General features: G+C 67.5%; 13 protein-coding genes and 1 pseudogene. 8 read left to right on the forward strand and 6 right to left on the reverse strand.

Going from position 1 to position 16716, the window contains the following annotated elements; translation table 11 throughout:
• Positions 1 to 10 precede the first annotated feature (10 nt).
• From metX to MRAB57_RS02360, 3 genes are read left to right on the forward strand one after another with little or no spacing between them, the layout of a single operon-like run.
• Positions 11 to 1171: a homoserine O-acetyltransferase MetX gene (gene metX, locus MRAB57_RS02350; protein ID WP_077086125.1), complete on the forward strand. Its 1161-nt coding sequence runs from the start codon at positions 11 to 13 to the stop codon at positions 1169 to 1171.
• Positions 1168 to 1902 (forward strand): class I SAM-dependent methyltransferase, encoded by a 735-nt coding sequence (locus tag MRAB57_RS02355; RefSeq protein WP_077090345.1) that lies wholly within the window; start codon positions 1168 to 1170, stop codon positions 1900 to 1902. The genes metX and MRAB57_RS02355 overlap by 4 nt, the downstream gene beginning before the upstream one ends.
• 8 nt (positions 1903 to 1910) lie before the next feature.
• A complete protein-coding gene (locus MRAB57_RS02360; RefSeq protein ID WP_077086126.1) occupies positions 1911 to 2573 on the forward strand; it encodes a nitroreductase in 663 nt (220 codons plus the stop codon).
• On the opposite strand, the gene MRAB57_RS02365 is transcribed toward MRAB57_RS02360, so the two are convergent.
• Both MRAB57_RS02365 and MRAB57_RS02370 read right to left on the reverse strand, forming a co-directional pair.
• Positions 2557 to 4533, reverse strand: a complete 1977-nt coding sequence (locus MRAB57_RS02365) for an APC family permease (RefSeq protein ID WP_083743278.1) — start codon at positions 4531 to 4533, stop codon at positions 2557 to 2559. The two genes, MRAB57_RS02360 and MRAB57_RS02365, sit on opposite strands and share 17 nt — an antisense overlap.
• 11 nt (positions 4534 to 4544) lie before the next feature.
• Positions 4545 to 6461, reverse strand: a pseudogene (locus MRAB57_RS02370) (APC family permease); the annotation flags it as partial.
• Between the two features lie 495 nt (positions 6462 to 6956).
• Between MRAB57_RS02370 and MRAB57_RS02375 the strand changes: the two are divergent.
• Both MRAB57_RS02375 and MRAB57_RS02380 read left to right on the forward strand, forming a co-directional pair.
• A complete protein-coding gene (locus MRAB57_RS02375) occupies positions 6957 to 8702 on the forward strand; it encodes an NAD-binding protein (RefSeq protein WP_077086127.1) in 1746 nt (581 codons plus the stop codon).
• A 14-nt stretch (positions 8703 to 8716) separates the two neighbouring features.
• A complete protein-coding gene (locus tag MRAB57_RS02380) occupies positions 8717 to 9988 on the forward strand; it encodes a PPE family protein, SVP subgroup (protein WP_077086128.1) in 1272 nt (423 codons plus the stop codon).
• A gap of 3 nt (positions 9989 to 9991) precedes the next feature.
• On the opposite strand, the gene MRAB57_RS02385 is transcribed toward MRAB57_RS02380, so the two are convergent.
• Positions 9992 to 11296, reverse strand: a complete 1305-nt coding sequence (locus MRAB57_RS02385; RefSeq protein WP_077086129.1) for an HNH endonuclease signature motif containing protein — start codon at positions 11294 to 11296, stop codon at positions 9992 to 9994.
• 125 nt (positions 11297 to 11421) lie between these two features.
• Positions 11422 to 12894, reverse strand: coding sequence for an FAD-dependent oxidoreductase (locus MRAB57_RS02390; protein ID WP_077086130.1), 1473 nt, complete (start codon positions 12892 to 12894; stop codon positions 11422 to 11424).
• A gap of 259 nt (positions 12895 to 13153) precedes the next feature.
• On the opposite strand from MRAB57_RS02390, the gene MRAB57_RS02395 reads away from it, so the two are divergent.
• The gene (locus MRAB57_RS02395; protein WP_083743280.1) at positions 13154 to 13723 is read left to right on the forward strand and encodes a DUF732 domain-containing protein; all 570 of its coding nucleotides are present in this window, start codon (positions 13154 to 13156) and stop codon (positions 13721 to 13723) included.
• On the opposite strand, the gene MRAB57_RS02400 is transcribed toward MRAB57_RS02395, so the two are convergent.
• Both MRAB57_RS02400 and MRAB57_RS02405 read right to left on the reverse strand, forming a co-directional pair.
• Positions 13720 to 13962, reverse strand: coding sequence for a DUF3017 domain-containing protein (locus tag MRAB57_RS02400; RefSeq protein WP_245836045.1), 243 nt, complete (start codon positions 13960 to 13962; stop codon positions 13720 to 13722). The genes MRAB57_RS02395 and MRAB57_RS02400 overlap by 4 nt on opposite strands.
• 38 nt (positions 13963 to 14000) lie before the next feature.
• Positions 14001 to 14846 carry a bifunctional methylenetetrahydrofolate dehydrogenase/methenyltetrahydrofolate cyclohydrolase gene (locus tag MRAB57_RS02405; RefSeq protein ID WP_077086133.1) on the reverse strand — a complete coding sequence of 282 codons (846 nt, stop codon included), beginning with the start codon at positions 14844 to 14846 and terminating at the stop codon, positions 14001 to 14003.
• 94 nt (positions 14847 to 14940) lie between these two features.
• Here MRAB57_RS02405 and MRAB57_RS02410 point away from each other — a divergent pair, with 94 nt between their 5' ends.
• Complete coding sequence (locus MRAB57_RS02410) at positions 14941 to 16158, forward strand: NADH:flavin oxidoreductase (protein ID WP_077086134.1); 1218 nt, start codon at positions 14941 to 14943, stop codon at positions 16156 to 16158.
• Between the two features lie 41 nt (positions 16159 to 16199).
• Positions 16200 to 16716 (forward strand): FHA domain-containing protein (locus MRAB57_RS02415; protein WP_157900677.1); only part of this gene is annotated, 517 nt, incomplete at its 3' end.

Below are 16716 nucleotides of genomic sequence, written 5' to 3' on the forward strand. Positions count from 1 at the left end.
AGTTGCGGTCATGACGATCTCCGACGTTCCCACCCAGACGCTGCCCGCCGAAGGCGAAATCGGCCTGATCGACATCGGCTCGCTGACCACCGAGAGCGGCGCGGTCATCGACGATGTCTGCATCGCGGTGCAGCGCTGGGGTGAGTTGTCGCCGACCCGCGACAACGTAGTAGTGGTATTGCACGCGCTGACCGGTGATTCGCACATCACCGGTCCGGCCGGCCCCGGGCACCCGACCGCCGGCTGGTGGGACGGGGTGGCCGGACCCGGCGCGCCGATCGACACCAATCGCTGGTGCGCCGTGGCCACCAACGTGCTCGGCGGCTGCCGGGGCTCCACCGGCCCGAGCTCGCGCGCCCGCGACGGAAAGCCTTGGGGCTCAAGGTTTCCGCTGATCACCGTGCGGGACCAGGTGGAGGCCGACATCGCGGCCCTCGAGGCACTGGGAATCAATCGGGTTGCCGCCGTTGTTGGTGGGTCCATGGGCGGTGCACGGGCTTTGGAATGGATGGTCGGCCACCCCGATCGGGTCCGGGCGGGTCTGCTGCTCGCGGTCGGCGCGCGCGCCACCGCCGACCAGATCGGCACCCAGACCACCCAGATCGCGGCGATCAAGGCCGACCCGGACTGGCAGGGCGGCGACTACCACGACACCGGGCGCAAGCCCGATGCCGGGTTGACGATCGCGCGGCGCTTCGCGCACCTGACCTATCGCGGCGAGGTCGAGCTCGACACCCGGTTCGCCAATGGCAGCCAGGGTGACGAGGACCCCGGCCCCCCATTTGGAGACGGCCGCTACGCGGTGCAGAGCTACCTGGAACACCAGGGCGACAAGATCCTGGCCCGTTTCGACGCCGGCAGCTACGTGACCCTGACCGAGACTCTGAACAGTCACGATGTGGGCAGGGACCGCGGTGGCGTCGCCAAGGCGCTGGGCGGCTGCCCGGTGCCGGCGGTGGTCGGTGGCATCACCTCCGATCGGCTCTACCCGCTGCGCCTGCAGGAGGAGCTGGCCGAGCTGCTGCCGGGCTGCGCGGAGCTGCAGGTGGTCGAGTCGGTCTGCGGCCACGACGGTTTCCTGGTGGAGACCGATGCGGTGGGCGAATTGGTCCGCAAGACTTTGGAATTGGCCGCACAGAACGACGGCGGCGAAGGCGCGTGTCGGCGGTGACCCGCTCACAACGCGACCGCTCCCTGTCCTTTGGCTCAGCGGCGGCCGCCTACGAGCGTGGCCGCCCGTCGTACCCGCCCGAGGCGATCGACTGGCTGTTGCCGCGCGGGGCCCGCAAGGTACTGGACCTGGGCGCCGGCACCGGCAAGCTGACCACCCGGCTGGTGGAACGCGGCCTGGAGGTGATGGCCGTCGATCCGATTCCCGACATGCTCGAGGTGCTGCAGGCCACGCTTCCGGAGACGCGCGCGGTGCTGGGCACCGCCGAAGAGATTCCCTTGGAAGACAACAGTGTTGACGCGGTGCTGGTCGCGCAGGCGTGGCATTGGGTGGAGCCCCAGCGGGCGATTCCCGAGGTGGCCCGGGTATTGCGGCCCGGCGGCCGACTCGGCCTGGTGTGGAACACCCGTGACGAGCGGCTGGGCTGGGTGCGGGAACTGGGCGAGATCATCGGCAGCGACGGCGACGGCGGCCGCTTCGACGTGGAGCTGCCCGCGCCCTTCACCGAGCGCGAACGCCACCAGGTCGAGTGGACGAATTACCTGACGCCGCAAGCATTGATCGATCTGGTCGCGTCGCGCAGCTACTGCATCACGTCGCCGGCCGAGGTGCGCACCCAGACGCTGGAGCAGGTGCGCCAGCTGCTGGCGACCCATCCGGCACTGGCGAATTCGACCGGCCTGGCGATGCCGTACGTGACGGTGTGTATTCGGGCGACACTGGGCGACTGACTACCCGCGTGGACGTCTACGAAGCGGTGGCCTCCAGACACGCGGTCCGCGCGTTCCTCGACCGTCCCGTGGAGCCGGAGGTGCTGTCGCGGGTGCTGACCGCGGCGGCGCACGCGCCGTCGGGCGGCAATCTGCAACCGTGGCACATTTACGTGCTGTCCGGTGATCCGCTGTCCCGGCTGAAGGAGCGGATCGCCGCGAGGGTGGCCGCCGGCGACCGCGGGGACGCGCTGGAGGTCCCGCTGTATCCCGACCCGATGGGCACGCCCTATCGGGAACGGTTGAGCGACTTCGGAAAGCGCCGCTACGGAAGCCTCGGCATCGCCCAGGACGACCTCGCGGCCCGCGCCCGCGTCCGCGCCGGGAACTGGAACTGCTTCGGCGCCTCGACCGCCCTGTTCTGTTATCTGGACCGCAACATGCCGCCGCCGCAGTGGGGCGACGCGGGCATGTATCTGCAGACGGTGATGCTGTTGCTGCGTTCCGAGGGGCTGGACAGCTGCCCACAGATCGCGTGGGCGGAATACCATCGCACGATCGCCGAGGTCATCGAGCCGCCCCAGGAGCGAGTCTTGTACTGCGGCATGTCGATTGGCTATGCCGATCCCGAACCGCCCGCGCCACGCATGCCCCGCGCGCCGCTGTCCGACACCGTCACCTTCCTGCGATGACCGGTGCCGCCGGGGATTCGAGCTGCACGCCGGGGGCGACCCGGGCTATCCGGGACTCGATGTCGTAGGGCACGATGATCGCCGTCGCGCCTCGGATGCGGCTGACGGCGCGAGCCATCTTGTCCGCAGTGCGGTCGTGCAGCAGCCGGCCCAGCAGCGGCGAATAGGTGCGGCGCGGGAGCAGCACGGTCACCCTGCTCTCCGGGTGGTCGCTGAGCACTCGGCCGACCAATTCATGTGCGGCGCGGCTCAAATGACGGTCGGGACAGTTGATCAGCCACAGCGGTGTGTCGTGTTCGAAGCGCGCCCAGCGCTCGCGCAGCGACATCGCGCGGTCAACGTCGATGACGAAGTGCACCGCCGTGAGTTCGTCGGCGTGCAGGCCGTGTCCGAGGCGCATGGCCTCGATCTCGGCGAGATCGATGCTGTCTACGAATACCAGCACCTGCAGCCGCGGATGCCGGGCAAAGTCGCAGTCGTCGGAGTGTGACATCTCCAGAACCGACGCCTCCGCACGGTATTTCGCGTTGAGGCGCATCAGGGCCAGCACCAGCAGTGGGAAGACCACGACCATGAGCCAGGCGCCTTCGGTGAACTTGGCCACTACGAAGATTCCCACCACGACGGTCGACAGGATCCCCGCCAACAGGTTCACCACCAACTTGGCCCGCCAGCGGGCGCCGCGATGTGTCAGGTGGTGCTTGGCCATGCCGTACCCGGCCATCGCGAATCCGGTGAACACGCCGATGGCGAAAAAGGGCACCAGGGCGGTCACTTTCGCCTCGGTGACGAGCAGCAGAACCACGGCGAGCGCGGTGAGGGTCAGGATGCCATTGGAGAACACCAGCCGATGTCCGCGCTTGGCCAGCGGGCGCGGCAGAAAGCGGTCCTCGGCAACGAAACTCGCCAGCGCGGGAAAGCCGTTGAAGCTGGTGTTGCAGCCCGTGAAGAGGATCGCCGCCGTCGACGCCTGCACCAGCAGGTACAGGATGTTGCCGAGCGCGCCGTGGCCGAAGACCGCCCGGGCGATCTCGGACAGCATCGAGGGGTACTCGTCCAGGTAAGGCACGGCGTGGGTGGCGTGCGCCAGCCAGGCCACACCAGCCAGCAAAAAGCCGAGGATGCAGGCCATTGCGGTGAGCACCCGGCGGGCGTTGATGCCCTCGGGCTTCTGAAAGACGTTGATGGTGTTGGATACCGCTTCGATCCCCGTCAGCGACGCGCCGCCGTTGGCGAACGCGCGCAGCACGATCAGGACGCTCGCCCCCAGCACCAGCCCGCTGCCCTGATGGACCGGCACGGCACCCGCGAGGTGTTGCGGGTCGTACCGCGGCAGGCCCCAGCCGATTTCGCGTACGAGACCCGTCAGGATGGTGACCGTGATCATCGTGACGAACGCGTAGGTCGTCATCGCGAATGTCCGGCCCGACCGCCGTAGCCCGCGCAGGTTGGCCACGCAGATGAGCACCACCGCGGCCAGCGTGATCTCCAGGTGATAGGGGCGCAAGGCCGGAATCGCCGAGACCACCGCGACCGTCGCCGCGGCCGGCTGCACCGCCACGGTGACCACGTAGTCGATCAGCAGCGCCGCGGCGGCGACCTGCGCCACCCGGGGGCCGAAATTCTCCCGGGCAACGGAATAGGAGCCGCCGGCACGCGTATAGGCCATGACGACCTGGCGATACGACGCGGTCACCAGCACCAGGATGCACAGGACGACACCGGTGATGGGAATCAACAGGGAAAACGCGGCCATTCCCGCCGCCGGCAACAGCTCGACCATGATCTGTTCCGGACCGTAGGCGGTCGAAGAGATCGCATCGGGCGAAAGCGCGCCGAGGGCAACACGATTCGACAGCCGCTCCGAGTCGAGCCGGTCGGTGGTCAGCGGCTGTCCGAGAAACGTCCGCTTGCATTTGTCGGAAAAGGAAAGCGGTATCCCGCCATCCGGTGTCGTCATGCCCGGGTCACCTCCGCGATGCGGGACTCGATGTCGTACGGCACGATCTGCGCTGCCGCGCCGGGAATGCGGCTGACGGCGCGGGCGATCTTGTCCGCCGTGCGGTCGTGCAGCAGCCTGCCGACCAGCGGTGAATACGTCCGGCGTGGGAGCAGCACGGTCGCCTTGGTATCCGGGTGGTCAGCCAGGACCCGCAAGACCAATTCGTGTGCGGCCCGGCTGAGGTGGCGATCCGGACAGTCGACCAGGCGCAGCGGGATGTCGTGTTCGAATATCTCCCAGCGCTTTTGCAGCGCCGCGGCGTGATCGGCGTCGATCACGAAATGCACGACGGTCAGCTCGTCGGCGTGCAAGCCGTTTCCGTATCGCACGGCCTCGACCTCGGCGAGGTCGATCGAATCCACGAACACGAAGACCCTATGTCGGGTATACCGGGCCAGCACGGGACGTTCGGTGCGCGACATCTCCAGAACCGCAGCCTCGGCGCGGTATTGGCGGTTGAGCCGCATCAAGCCGAGCACCAGCAGCGGGAAGACGATGGCGATCAGCCACGCGCCCTCGGTGAACTTGGCCACGGCGAAGATTCCCACCACGATCGTCGACAAGATCCCGGCCGCCAGGTTGACCGCCAGCTTGCCCCGCCACCGCCCGCCGCGCACGGTCAGGTAGTGCTTGGCCATCCCGTAGCCGGCCATCGCGAACCCGGTGAACACACCGATCGCGTAGAACGGCACCAGCGCATCGACGGAGCCCCCGGTGATGACGAGCAGTGCAACGGACAGCGCCGTCAGGGCGATGATGCCGTTCGAGAACACCAGGCGGTGACCACGTTTCATCAGCGGGCGCGGCAGAAAGCGGTCCCCCGCAACGAAACTGGCCAGCGCCGGGAATCCGTTGAAACTGGTATTGCCTCCGGTGTAGAGGATCGCCGCGGTCGACACCTGCATCAGGATGTACAGGACTTTGCCGACCACCCCGTAGCCGAAGACGGCCCGGGCAATCTCGGACAGCATCGACGGGTATCCGTCGCTGTACGGTACGGCGTGGGTGACGTGCGTCAGCCACGCCACGCCCGCCAGCAGGAAGCCGAGAATACAGGCCATGATGGTCATCACTCGTCGGGCGTTGACGCCTTCGGGCTTTCGGAACGTGGTGACGGTGTTGGAGATGGCCTCGACTCCCGTCAACGACGAGCCACCATTGGCGAACGCGCGCAACACGATCAAGACCGTCGCGCCCATCATCAGGCCGCTGCCCTGATGAACCGACACCACTCCGGTCATGTGTTGCGGGTCGTACGTCGGCAGGTTCCCCATCAGTTCGCGCACGATGCCGACGACGATCGTCAGTGACACCATCACCACGAAGGCATAGGTGGGCACCGCGAAGCGAGCGCCGGCCTCGCGCAATCCGCGCAGGTTGGCAAAACACATCAATAGCACCATGGCGACGGTGATCTCGAGGCTGTAGGGGCCCAGCGCCGGCAGTGCCGAGGCCACCGCGACCGTCCCGGCCGCGCATTGCACGGCGACGGTAACGACGTAGTCGATCAACAGCGCGGCGGCGGCGACCTGCGCCACCCGGGGGCCGAAGTTCTCGCGCGCGACCACATACGATCCGCCGGACCGGGTGTAGACCATGACGACCTGACGGTAGGACGCGGCCACCAGCACCAGGATCAACAGGATGGCGCCCGTGATCGGAAGCAATAGGGCGAAGGCCGCCATTCCCGCCGCCGGCAACAGCTCGATCATGATCTGCTCGGAACCGTAGGCGGTCGACGAGATCGCGTCCGGCGACAGCACTCCCAGGGCGACGGGATTCGACAATCTCTCGTGCTGGAGTTGGCCGGTGATCAACGGCCGTCCAAGCAGGCCACGCTTGCACACGTCGGAAAACGACGACCATGCCTTATGTCCGTTAGCCAAAGGTGTTGTCACACGCCAATTTCCTTATCCGCCATTTGAGAAACTCGCGAAAGCCTAACTTCTTCGCGATGTCGCTGTCTCTCCCCCGCCGGGCGGCAACCACGCAAAAGACCAGAAAGACACAGAGAGTTGCCAGTGATCCTGGCAGGACATTCGCAGATGGTCATCTCCGTGTAACAAAGGCGCCCCGACAAGTAACAAATGCGGCCGAATTTGCGGGTATTTGGCCGATAGCGCGGCGCTCTCGTAAATCGTTGGAAATCCAGGAACTTCACAGCAAGGCCCCTAGTCGTGTGAGCTGCCGATGACTGTTCACCCACCCATTACTCATCGAAAGCTGCTGCACCACAAGGGAATTAGCTGCAATTCGACGGCACCAAGCGATTATCCAGCGAATTTTACAGTAACTCACAGCAATTCGTGCACTGTTACGCTCGGCCAAATCCCCTGGAGGAATCGATCCAGGTCAAGCATCTCGCGGAGGAGCCGAAACCCATGCACCAGTGCGTCATCGTTAGCGGTGACGACGCGTTGGCGACCACCATCATCGAGGAGCTGAAAAGAGCGGGCGCAAGCGTTGCCAGGCTCCTCGATGCTGAACTCGCCGGCGCCCGAGTCAAGACCGAACTCGCCAGGGCCGGGGTCGCCCACGCGTCGGCGATCGTCTGCGCCGGAGTCGACGACGCCACGAACCTCGAAATCGCCCTGCTGGCGCGGAAAGCAAACCCCGACATTCGCGTCGTGGCACGGCTGGCCAACGACGTACTACGCGAGGCGGTAGCCGCCGACGACGGGCCTAGCGCCATCCTCGGCGTCGCCGACCTCGCCGCGCCCGCGGTGGTCGAGGCTTGCCTGGCGAGAACCACACACCCCTTCGACGCGGCCGGCATGCGATTCGTCGTATTCGGCGCGGAGGCGCCCTACGACGCGACACTGCGCGAAATCTACGGCGACCTCGCCCCGGTCGCCGTGGTCGATGGCGAAGGCAGCGTCAACCCGGGTGAGGTGGTGGCCTGCCCGGGACGCGATATGCGCGTCAACGCGGGTGACTGGACGGCCATGATCGGCACGACCGAAGAGGTGGCGGAGTGTGGTATCAAGGCCCCGCGTCGCGCCGGAACTCGGTCGCGTCAGTCCAAGCTGCGACGCGTGATCTATGCCGCGCGCGCCCTGTCCAACGAGGTCAATCCCGCGTTCTATCCCGTGATGGGCGCCCTGGCGATCCTGATCATCGGCTCGACGGCGTTGCTGCACTACTCCTACACACATCCCGGGATGTCGTGGGTCGACGCGTTCTATTTCACCAACGAAACGATCACCACGACGGGCTACGGCGACTTCAGCTTCGCCAAGCAGCCGACGTGGCTGCGGATCTACGCCGCGATGTTGATGTTGGGCGGCGTCACCACCACCGCGCTGCTCGTCGCCTTCGTCGCCGACGTGATGCTGTCCCGCCGGTTCGTCTGGTCCTCCGGACGCCCACGCGCCCGGCACCTGCGCAACCACATCATCGTCGTCGGGCTGAGCGCGCTCGGGATCCGGGTCGTCAACGACCTGATCGCGGAGGGCTATGACGTCGCGGTGATCGAGCGCGATCAGGGCAACCCCTTCCTGTCGACGATGTCCGAACTGGACGTCCCGGTGATATTCGGGGACGCGACACTACGGCAGACGCTGGAAGCCGCCCGCGTCGAAACCGCGCGCGCGGTCGCGGTTCTGACGCGTGACGACATGGTCAACATCGAGACCGGGATCGTGCTCCGCGAGATGTTGGCCTCCCAGGAGTCGGCCACCGGTAACCGGTGGAGCGAGGTGCCCCTGGTATTGCGGGTGTACGACCACGACCTCGGGTCGGCGGTAGCGCAACGGTTCGGCTTCGAAAACGTCCGTTCCACAGTCGAATTGGCCGCGCCATGGTTCATCGGCGCCGCGATGGGTTTGCAGGTGCTGGGGACGTTCTCGGTGGGCAGCCGATCGTTCATGGTCGGCGGCATGCACGTGCAGGCGGGCAGCGAACTCGACGGCCTGCAGATGTTCGAGGTATCCACGCAGGCCCGCGTGATCGCGATCACCCGAGACGACGCCCCCGTTCGGCTGCACCCGCGCCGCGACGCCCGGCTCAGCGCGGGCGACACCGTCTACCTCGTCGGCCCGTATCGGGAACTGTTGGCCAGCCTGCGCAAGGGACAGCCCTCGAGCGAGTATGCGGAGCAAGAGGTGAATGCCAGGGGGATCGCCTAATAGGCGGTGAACCAATGGATTTCATGACACTTCCGCCGGAAGTCAATTCCACGCGCATGTACGCGGGGCCGGGGGCGGGGCCGATGCTCGCCGCAGCGGCGGCATGGGAAGCCGTGTCGACCGAACTGTATTCGACGGCTAACTCGTACCAATCGGTGATCTCTGGCCTTGCATCGGGGCCGTGGCTAGGGCCGTCATCGGTGGCGATGGTAACCGCCGCATCGACTTACGTGGCGTGGCTGACGGACACCGCGGCGCAGGCCGAAGAGACGGCCGTCGGGGCTCAAGCGGCCGCGGCCGCCTACGAAGCGGCGTTCGTGGCGACGGTGCCGCCGCCGGAAGTCGCGGCCAACCGTAGCCTGCTGGCGTCGCTGGTCGCGACGAACCTGTTGGGGCAGAACACCCCCGCGATCGCCGCTACCGAGACGCAGTACGGCGAGATGTGGGCGCAGGACGTGGCCGCGATGTTCGGCTACGCGGGTTCGGCGGCCGCGGCCAGCCGCATGACGACCTTCAAACCGCCGCAGCTGAACACCAACTCGGGCGGGCTCGCCGGCCAGGCGAACACCGTGGCCCAAGCCGGCGAGGTGCCCGCGTCGCTGACCAGCGCGACGCCTGCCCTCGGGGGGTTGTCGCCGCTGGACGCACTGGATCTCGGCGCCGACGGAATCGCCTTCGGGCTCGATGCCCCGATGGCGCCGGTCGGTGCGATATCTCTGCCCATCGACCTGATCGGTGCTCAGACCGGTCTGCACACCGACGACATCGTCAGTGGCTGGGATGCGGCGGGCAACTCGCCGGAGGCGATGGTGCGGAGCGTGACACCACCCTTGTCGGCAACGACGCCGACCATGGTTTCCACGAGGGTGGCGGCGGGCCTGGGCGAATCCGACGCGATCGGTGGCCTTTCGGTGCCGCCCACCTGGGTCTCGGCGACGCCCGCGGTGCGACCGATCGCGCTCGCCCTGCCCGCCGCGCCGGCCGCAGCCGCCCCGGCGGTGCCGGCTAGCTTCGACAGCACCTTTGGTGAGATGGCCATGGCCGGCACGGCCGGGCGCGCACTCCGCGACGGCTTCGGCCCGCGCGGTCGTGAGCAGTCGGCCGCACGCCAGGGCGCGCGTGTTGACGCTGCGGTGGCCGGTGATGATGCGGTGCCGGAGAGCGAGCCGCGCACCGTGGTAACGGGAATTGCCGCGGAGATACGCGAATTTGCCAGGCTGCGCGACGAGGGCCTCGTATCCGACGAGGAATACGACGAGCAGAGGAACCGCCTGCTGGGGCGTTGACGACTATTCGTCCAAGTCGCCGAACATTTTGTTGGGGTGGTGGTAGGTGTTGGTGCGGGGTTGGCCGTGGTCGAGGTGTGGTGGCGGGATCCATTCGGTGCGGCCGCTCGGGTGTTTTCGGGTGGTCCAGCCGCGGGGCCCGAGGAGTCGGTGGTGTGGTCCGCAGGCCAGGGTGAGGTTGTCCACGTCGGTCGTGTGGCAGTTCGCGTACTCGTCGATGTGGTGGACCTCGCAGTAGTAGCCGGGCACGGTGCATCCGGGTGCGCTGCAGCCGCGGTCCTTGGCGTACAACACAATCCGCTGCCCCGGTGAGGCCAGCCGTTTGGAGTGATACAGCGCGACGGGTTGGCCGTTGTCGAAGACAGCTAGGTATTGGTGGGCGTGGCGGGCCAGCCGGATCACGTCGCTGATCGGCAACCGCGTGCCCCCGCCGGTGATCCCGCGCCCGGCCGCTTGTTCGAGTTCGGCCAGGGTGGTGGACACGATGATCGAGGCCGGTAGCCCGTTGTGATGTCCCAACTCCCCGGAAGCGAGCACCGCGCGCAGCGCGGCGTTGAGGCCGTCGTGGTTGCGCTGCGCGGCCGACCGGGCGTCGTGTTCGATGGCGTCTTCGGTGGGTGCGCCGTCCACACAGGGGTTTTCGTCGGCGGGGTTGCACATGCCGGGTGCGGCGAGCTTGGCCAGCACTGCCTCCAATGTTGCGCGGGCTTCGGGGGTGAGCCAGCCGCGTAGCGCCGACATCCCATCAACCCCCTGGTTGCCCAGGGTCAGGCCGCGCCGGCGCGCGCGGTCGTCGTCGGTGTAGTTACCGTCGGGATTGAGGCAGTCCATCAGATGCTGCGCTAACCCGGCCAAGGTTTCTGGCCGGTAATGGGTACCCAGGTCGGCGAGGTGGGCTTCGGCGGCCTCGCGGGTGTCGGCGTCGACGAACCCGGGCAACTGGTGCCAGAAGCGCCGAATCACCGCCACCTGCCCGGCACCCAACCGGCCGGTGCGCTGGGCCGCGGCGGTCGCGGCCAGCACCGGCGGCAGCGGCTCGCCCGTCAGCCCGCATCGCTCGCCCAAATCGGCAGCCTCACGCACCCGACGCCCGGCTTCGGCACGGCTGATCAACGTCGCCTCGGCGATCGCATGCGACAGCTTGCCGCCCAACTCCTCCGGCGTGGCCTCGCGGGAAAGCTTGTTGATCAGCCGGTGCTCGAGGGCGGGCAGCCCGCGACGTACCTGCTCGCATTGTTCCAGCATCGCGAGGCACTGCTGAGTGTTCAGCGCGTCGATATCCGCGTCCGCCAGCTCCTCGTAGCTCATACCGTCAAACTAGACCGCCCCACCGACAAGAAACGCCACCCTGTGACCACAGAAACACAAGTGGCACAAGAGATCAACGCGCGTGTGCTGACGGCGATTGTCGCTCAGAGGCGGGCAAAAAAAGGTCAGAAATTCAGCCCCGAGAACATGACGTGGTTGGGGTCGTACTTCTGCCGGACGCTGGTCAGCTGCGAGAGGTTGGACCCGAAGTAGCGCGACGCCGACGGGTTGGGCTCCAGGTAGTTGACGTACCCACCGGCCGAGAATTGTTGCACCGCTTGATGCGCCGAGGCCAGCCACTGCGTCGCGGCGGTCACCTGGTTGGCGGCCGGCTCGACATACCACTGCAGCACCGCGGACTGCTTGCGCCAGGGGAACGCCGAATCGCCGGGAGCCACGTCGGCGACGGCTCCACCCAACGGATCGACGAGCAGCGACGCCTTGCCGCCGCTGGCCGGCCACTGCCCGATCGCGGTCGCAATGGCATGCGCGGCAGCGGAATTCACGGTATTGACCACGTCGGATCCCGCGACGAAGCCACGCGCCGGCGTTGTCGAGCTGCCGCCCGCCAAGTACGTCACCAGGTCCATCCGGTTCATCGTCTTGTTCTGAACTCCGGTGGGCTGCAGGCCAACCGCGGACTTCAGGGCGTCGCTCACCCCCGCGGCCCCGCCCGCGGGGCAGGTCGCCAGGATATGGCAGTCGGGTTGACTCGAGCCGACGGACAGATCGACCATCGCCCAGCTGTTGCGGTCGGCCCCGTTCAGCCACGTCTGCCAGCCGATCAGCACCTGCACGGCCGCCGACGGGGCGAAGTTGATCCGCACGATGTCGGTGTCGCCGGTTGCGAAGGTACCGAACGTCATCGACGTCGTCACGCCGAAGTTGCCGCCGCCTCCCCCGCGCAGCGCCCAGAACAGATCCGGATGATCGTTGGCCGACGCGGTGACCACTTCGCCGCTGGGCAACACCACCGTCGCCGACTGCAGCGCGTCGCAGGCCAGCCCGGCATGACGCGAGTCGGCGCCCATCCCGCCACCCAGCGTCAGGCCCCCGACGCCGACGGTCGGGCAGCTGCCGATCGGGATCGCGCGGCCGGCGTTGGCGCAAGCCTGTTGCACCGCATACAGATTCGTCGCCGGGGTGACCGTGACATTGCCACTGCCGCCGTCGAAGTTCGCCCCACCGGGTAGCCCGCGCAGGTCGATCACCATGGTGCCGTTGGCGCTGGACGCGCCGATGTAGGAATGGCCGCCGCCGCGCGGGGCGATCTTGAGGTTGTTGGCCGTCGCGAACGCAACCGCCTTTTGGACGTCCGCCTGCGACGAGACGGTGACCACCGCGGCCGGTGCCGAGTTGTTGTACAACGAGTTGAAGACCTGTTTGCCCGAGGAGAATTGGGCGCCACTGGCGGGTAGCAAGACACTGCCGCCGATGGTGGAGGCCAGGCCGTTCCACCCGGCCGTGGCGGCGATGGGGTCCGCCGAGGCCCGAGTCGTCCCGAACATCGCCCCGGTCGCCAGCACCCCGACGGCGCCGCGAAGGAAGGTCTGGCGCGAAATCTCATAGTCGGTCGGACGGCCGCGATTCGTCGTCATGCGCCGGATTCTCACCCATTTCTTATCCGGAAGTCTTTGCCCCAGGGCAAGTGTCAGATCACAGTGTGGCGTCGATTGACCGAAAGTGCTCCGAAACGGTTTCGGGTCAATAACCGATATCTCGGCCGCGTCGCGCCCACGAAACGCAAAGAGTGCAAACCTTGATCTCACCGTGTTCTAAACGAGACAGTCATGGCCCATGGTTTCAAGTGGGATTTGAGTGCCGGCAGAGCACTCCGCGGCAGATGGGGAAGCTGTCATGAAAGTGCTTGCACGAACTCAGGGTTGGGTCTGGATGTTTCGTCACCAACCCTTGACCATTCGGTTACTGACGGCCGCTGCGGCCCTCCTGACCGCGGCGTCGGCGTTAGCCGCGCCCGCCAATGCCGACCCGAACGCCGACGACGCCTTCATCGACGCGCTCAATCATGCCGGCATCGACTTCGGCCAGCCGGGCAACGCCATGGCCGTGGGCGAATCCATCTGCCCGATGGTCTCCCAGCCCGGCGGCAGCTTCGCCGGCGCCGTCGCCAGCATCCGACGGCGGGGCATGTCTCCCGCGATGGCACAGACGTTCACCACCATCGCGATTCAGTCGTACTGCCCTGCGGAGATCTCAAACCTGGCCAACGGCAACATGCCTGGGCAAGCCAACGGCATGACGCCCGGCATGCCCAACGGCGGCATGCCCGGTGCGATGCCCAACATGCCCGGCGGCGCCATGCCCGGAATGCCGGGCACCATGCCAAACATGCCTAACGGCACCATGCCCGGAATGCCCGGCGGCGCCACGGCGGGTCTGCCGCAGATCACCGGGCCGGGAGTCTAGCCAGTACCGAGCGGGTCGATCGTCCACGCGATGTAGACCATCGCCGCCCCCACCGCCGCGGTGGTCATGAAGTCGATGCCCTTGCTGCGCACCGCCAGCAGACCGGCCCGCTCCTCGGGGAGCAACAGCCGCAGGGCGGCAGCGACGCCGACACCGATGCCGATCAGCAACGAGCCGCGGCGCCAGAAGTCGGCCCCCACCAACGCGAAGGCCGTGACGAAGATCAGCCCGACCAGCAGGGTCGGCCACTGCGCCTTCGTCGCGGTGCTCGCCGAAGTCACTGCTTCTCGGCCAGCTCAACGACGTTGGTCAGCAGGAACGCTCGGGTCAGCGGGCCGACACCGCCGGGATTAGGCGACACATGCCCGGCGACCTCCCAGACGTCGGGATGGACGTCACCGACCAGGCCGCTGTCGGTGCGGCTGACACCTACGTCGAGCACCGCGGCGCCCGGACGCACCATGTCGGCGGTCAGCAGGTGCGGCACGCCCACGGCGGCGACGATGATGTCCGCCTGTCGGGTCAGCGCCGGCAAGTGACGAGTTCCGGTGTGGCACAACGTCACTGTTGCGTTCTCGGAGCGCCGCGTCAGCAGCAGCCCCAGCGGGCGACCGACCGTGACACCGCGGCCGATGACCACGACATGTGCACCGGCGATCTCGACGTCGTAGCGCCGCAACAAATGAACGATGCCGCGCGGCGTGCACGGCAACGGTGCCGGGTTGTTCAGCACCAGCCGGCCCAGATTCGTCGGATGCAGGCCGTCGGCGTCCTTGCCGGGATCGACGCGCTCCAGCGCGGCGTTCTCGTCGAGCTGCTTGGGCAGTGGCAACTGCACGATGTAGCCGGTGCACTCGGGGTTGGCGTTGAGCTCGTCGATGGTCTCGTTGAGCTTGGCGGTGCTGATGTCGGACGGCAGGTCGCGCCGGATCGACGTGATGCCCACCTTCGCGCAGTCCGCGTGCTTGCCCCGGACGTAGGCCTGCGATCCCGGATCGTCGCCGACCAGGATGGTGCCCAGCCCCGGCGTGCGGCCCGCCGCCGTCAGGGCCTCGACGCGTCGCTTGAGGTCGACGAAGATCTCATCCCGGGTGGCCTTGCCGTCCAGTGTGATTGCACCCACGGCTCCCAGTCTTCCACGCGACAGGCGGTACCCAATGATGGCGACCCGCTTCGCCCGGCTTCGCCACGCTTGCAATCGCCATTAAGCTCCCCACATGGCATCTGACCAGCCCCAGATTCCGGACGTATTCAGCCCGGCCAAGCTCGGCCCCATCACCCTGCGCAACCGCATCATCAAGTCCGCGACGTTCGAGGCGCGGATGGGCGGCGCGCTGGTGAGCGACGACCTGATCGAGTACCACCGGCTGCCCGCCGCGGGCGGGGTCGGCATGACGACCGTCGCCTATTGCGCCGTGTCGCAGGGCGGACGCACCGAGGGCAACGGACTCTGGATGCGCCCGGAGGCGGTGCCGGGGCTGCGCAAACTCGCCGACACCATCCACGCGGAGGGCGCGGCGGTCAGCGCGCAGATCGGCCACGCCGGGCCGGTCGCCAACCCCAGAACCAACAAGGCCACCGCGCTGGCGCCGGTGCGGTTCTTCAACCCGATCGGAATGCGCTTCGCCAAGAAGGCAACCCGCGACGACATCGACGACGTCATCGAGGGACATGCGGACGCGGCCCGCCTGGCGATCGAAGCCGGCTTCGACGCGGTCGAAATCCATTTGGGCCACAACTATTTGGCGAGCGCGTTCCTATCCCCGCTCATCAACCGGCGCACCGATGAGTTCGGCGGATCGCTGGAGAACCGGGCCAGGGTCGCGCGGGCGATCGTGATGGCCGTTCGCCGTGCCGTCGAGAAGCAGGGCACGCCGATCGCGGTCACCGCCAAGCTGAACATGTCCGACGGCGTGCGCGGCGGCATCAGCACCGAAGAGTCGTTGATCACCGCGAAGTGGCTGGAGGAAGACGGCGGGCTGGACGCGATCGAACTCACCGCGGGCAGCTCGCTGGTCAACCCGATGTACCTGTTCCACGGCGACGCCCCGGTCAAGGAGTTCGCCGGCGCCTTCAAGCCGCCGCTGCGCTGGGGCATCCGCATGACGGGCAAGAAGTTCCTGCGCGAATATCCGTACCGCGAGGCCTATCTGCTCCGGCACGCCAAGCTGTTCCGGGCTGAACTCAAGATGCCGCTGATCCTGCTCGGCGGCATCACCCAGCGCGACACGATGGACCTGGCGATGGCCGAGGGGTTCGAGTTCGTCGCGATGGCGCGAGCCCTGCTGGCCGAGCCCGACCTGATCAACCGCATCGCCGCCGACGGGCCCGCGCACAGCGTGCATTCGGCGTGTACCCACTGCAACCGATGCATGCCCACCGTCTACAGCCGCACCCGCTGCGTCGTCACAGGGGCACCCGACTCGGTCGCATAGCGGACCCGGCGCCAAAGGTCCACGAGCTAGAGTTGTCGGCGATGACTGCAGCAGCCCCGCCGGCGCTCACCGTTCGCTACGACGGGTCGGAACGTACCTTCGCAGCAGGCCATGACGTGGTGATCGGGCGCGATCTCCGGGCCGACATGCGCATCACGCATCCGCTGATCTCGCGCGCTCACCTGTTGCTGCGCTTCGACCAGGGCCGCTGGCTGGCGATCGACAACGGCTCGCTCAACGGGACTTTCGCCAACGGACGCAAGGTGCCGGTCATCGACATCCACGATGGCCAGAGCATCAACATCGGCAATCCCGACGGCCCCCAGCTGACGTTCGAGGTCGGGCGCCACCAGGGCATGGCGGGACGCCCGCCGCAGACCGAGTCGATGGGCATCCCGGTGGCCGCCGGCCAGCACGGGACGGCGTGGCCGCCATCGCAGGCCTCCGGCCAGCCCAGCCCGATGGCCCCGCCCGGCCCGCCCGTGCGCGGCGGAACCCGGGCGGCGCCGCTGCAGCGGCCCCCCGGCGGACCAGGCCAACCGCCGCGCACCCAGATGT

This window comes from Mycobacterium rhizamassiliense, assembly GCF_900157375.1.
Lineage (GTDB): Bacteria > Actinomycetota > Actinomycetes > Mycobacteriales > Mycobacteriaceae > Mycobacterium > Mycobacterium rhizamassiliense.

Coding starts and splice junctions, on each gene's coding strand:
- MRAB57_RS02380 (WP_077086128.1), top strand. CDS start 8,717: ATGGATTTCATGACACTTCCGCCGGAAGTCAATTCCACGCGCATGTAC.
- MRAB57_RS02375 (WP_077086127.1), top strand. CDS start 6,957: ATGCACCAGTGCGTCATCGTTAGCGGTGACGACGCGTTGGCGACCACC.
- metX (WP_077086125.1), top strand. CDS start 11: ATGACGATCTCCGACGTTCCCACCCAGACGCTGCCCGCCGAAGGCGAA.
- MRAB57_RS02395 (WP_083743280.1), top strand. CDS start 13,154: ATGAAAGTGCTTGCACGAACTCAGGGTTGGGTCTGGATGTTTCGTCAC.
- MRAB57_RS02390 (WP_077086130.1), bottom strand. CDS start 12,894: ATGACGACGAATCGCGGCCGTCCGACCGACTATGAGATTTCGCGCCAG.
- MRAB57_RS02410 (WP_077086134.1), top strand. CDS start 14,941: ATGGCATCTGACCAGCCCCAGATTCCGGACGTATTCAGCCCGGCCAAG.
- MRAB57_RS02385 (WP_077086129.1), bottom strand. CDS start 11,296: ATGAGCTACGAGGAGCTGGCGGACGCGGATATCGACGCGCTGAACACT.
- MRAB57_RS02365 (WP_083743278.1), bottom strand. CDS start 4,533: ATGACGACACCGGATGGCGGGATACCGCTTTCCTTTTCCGACAAATGC.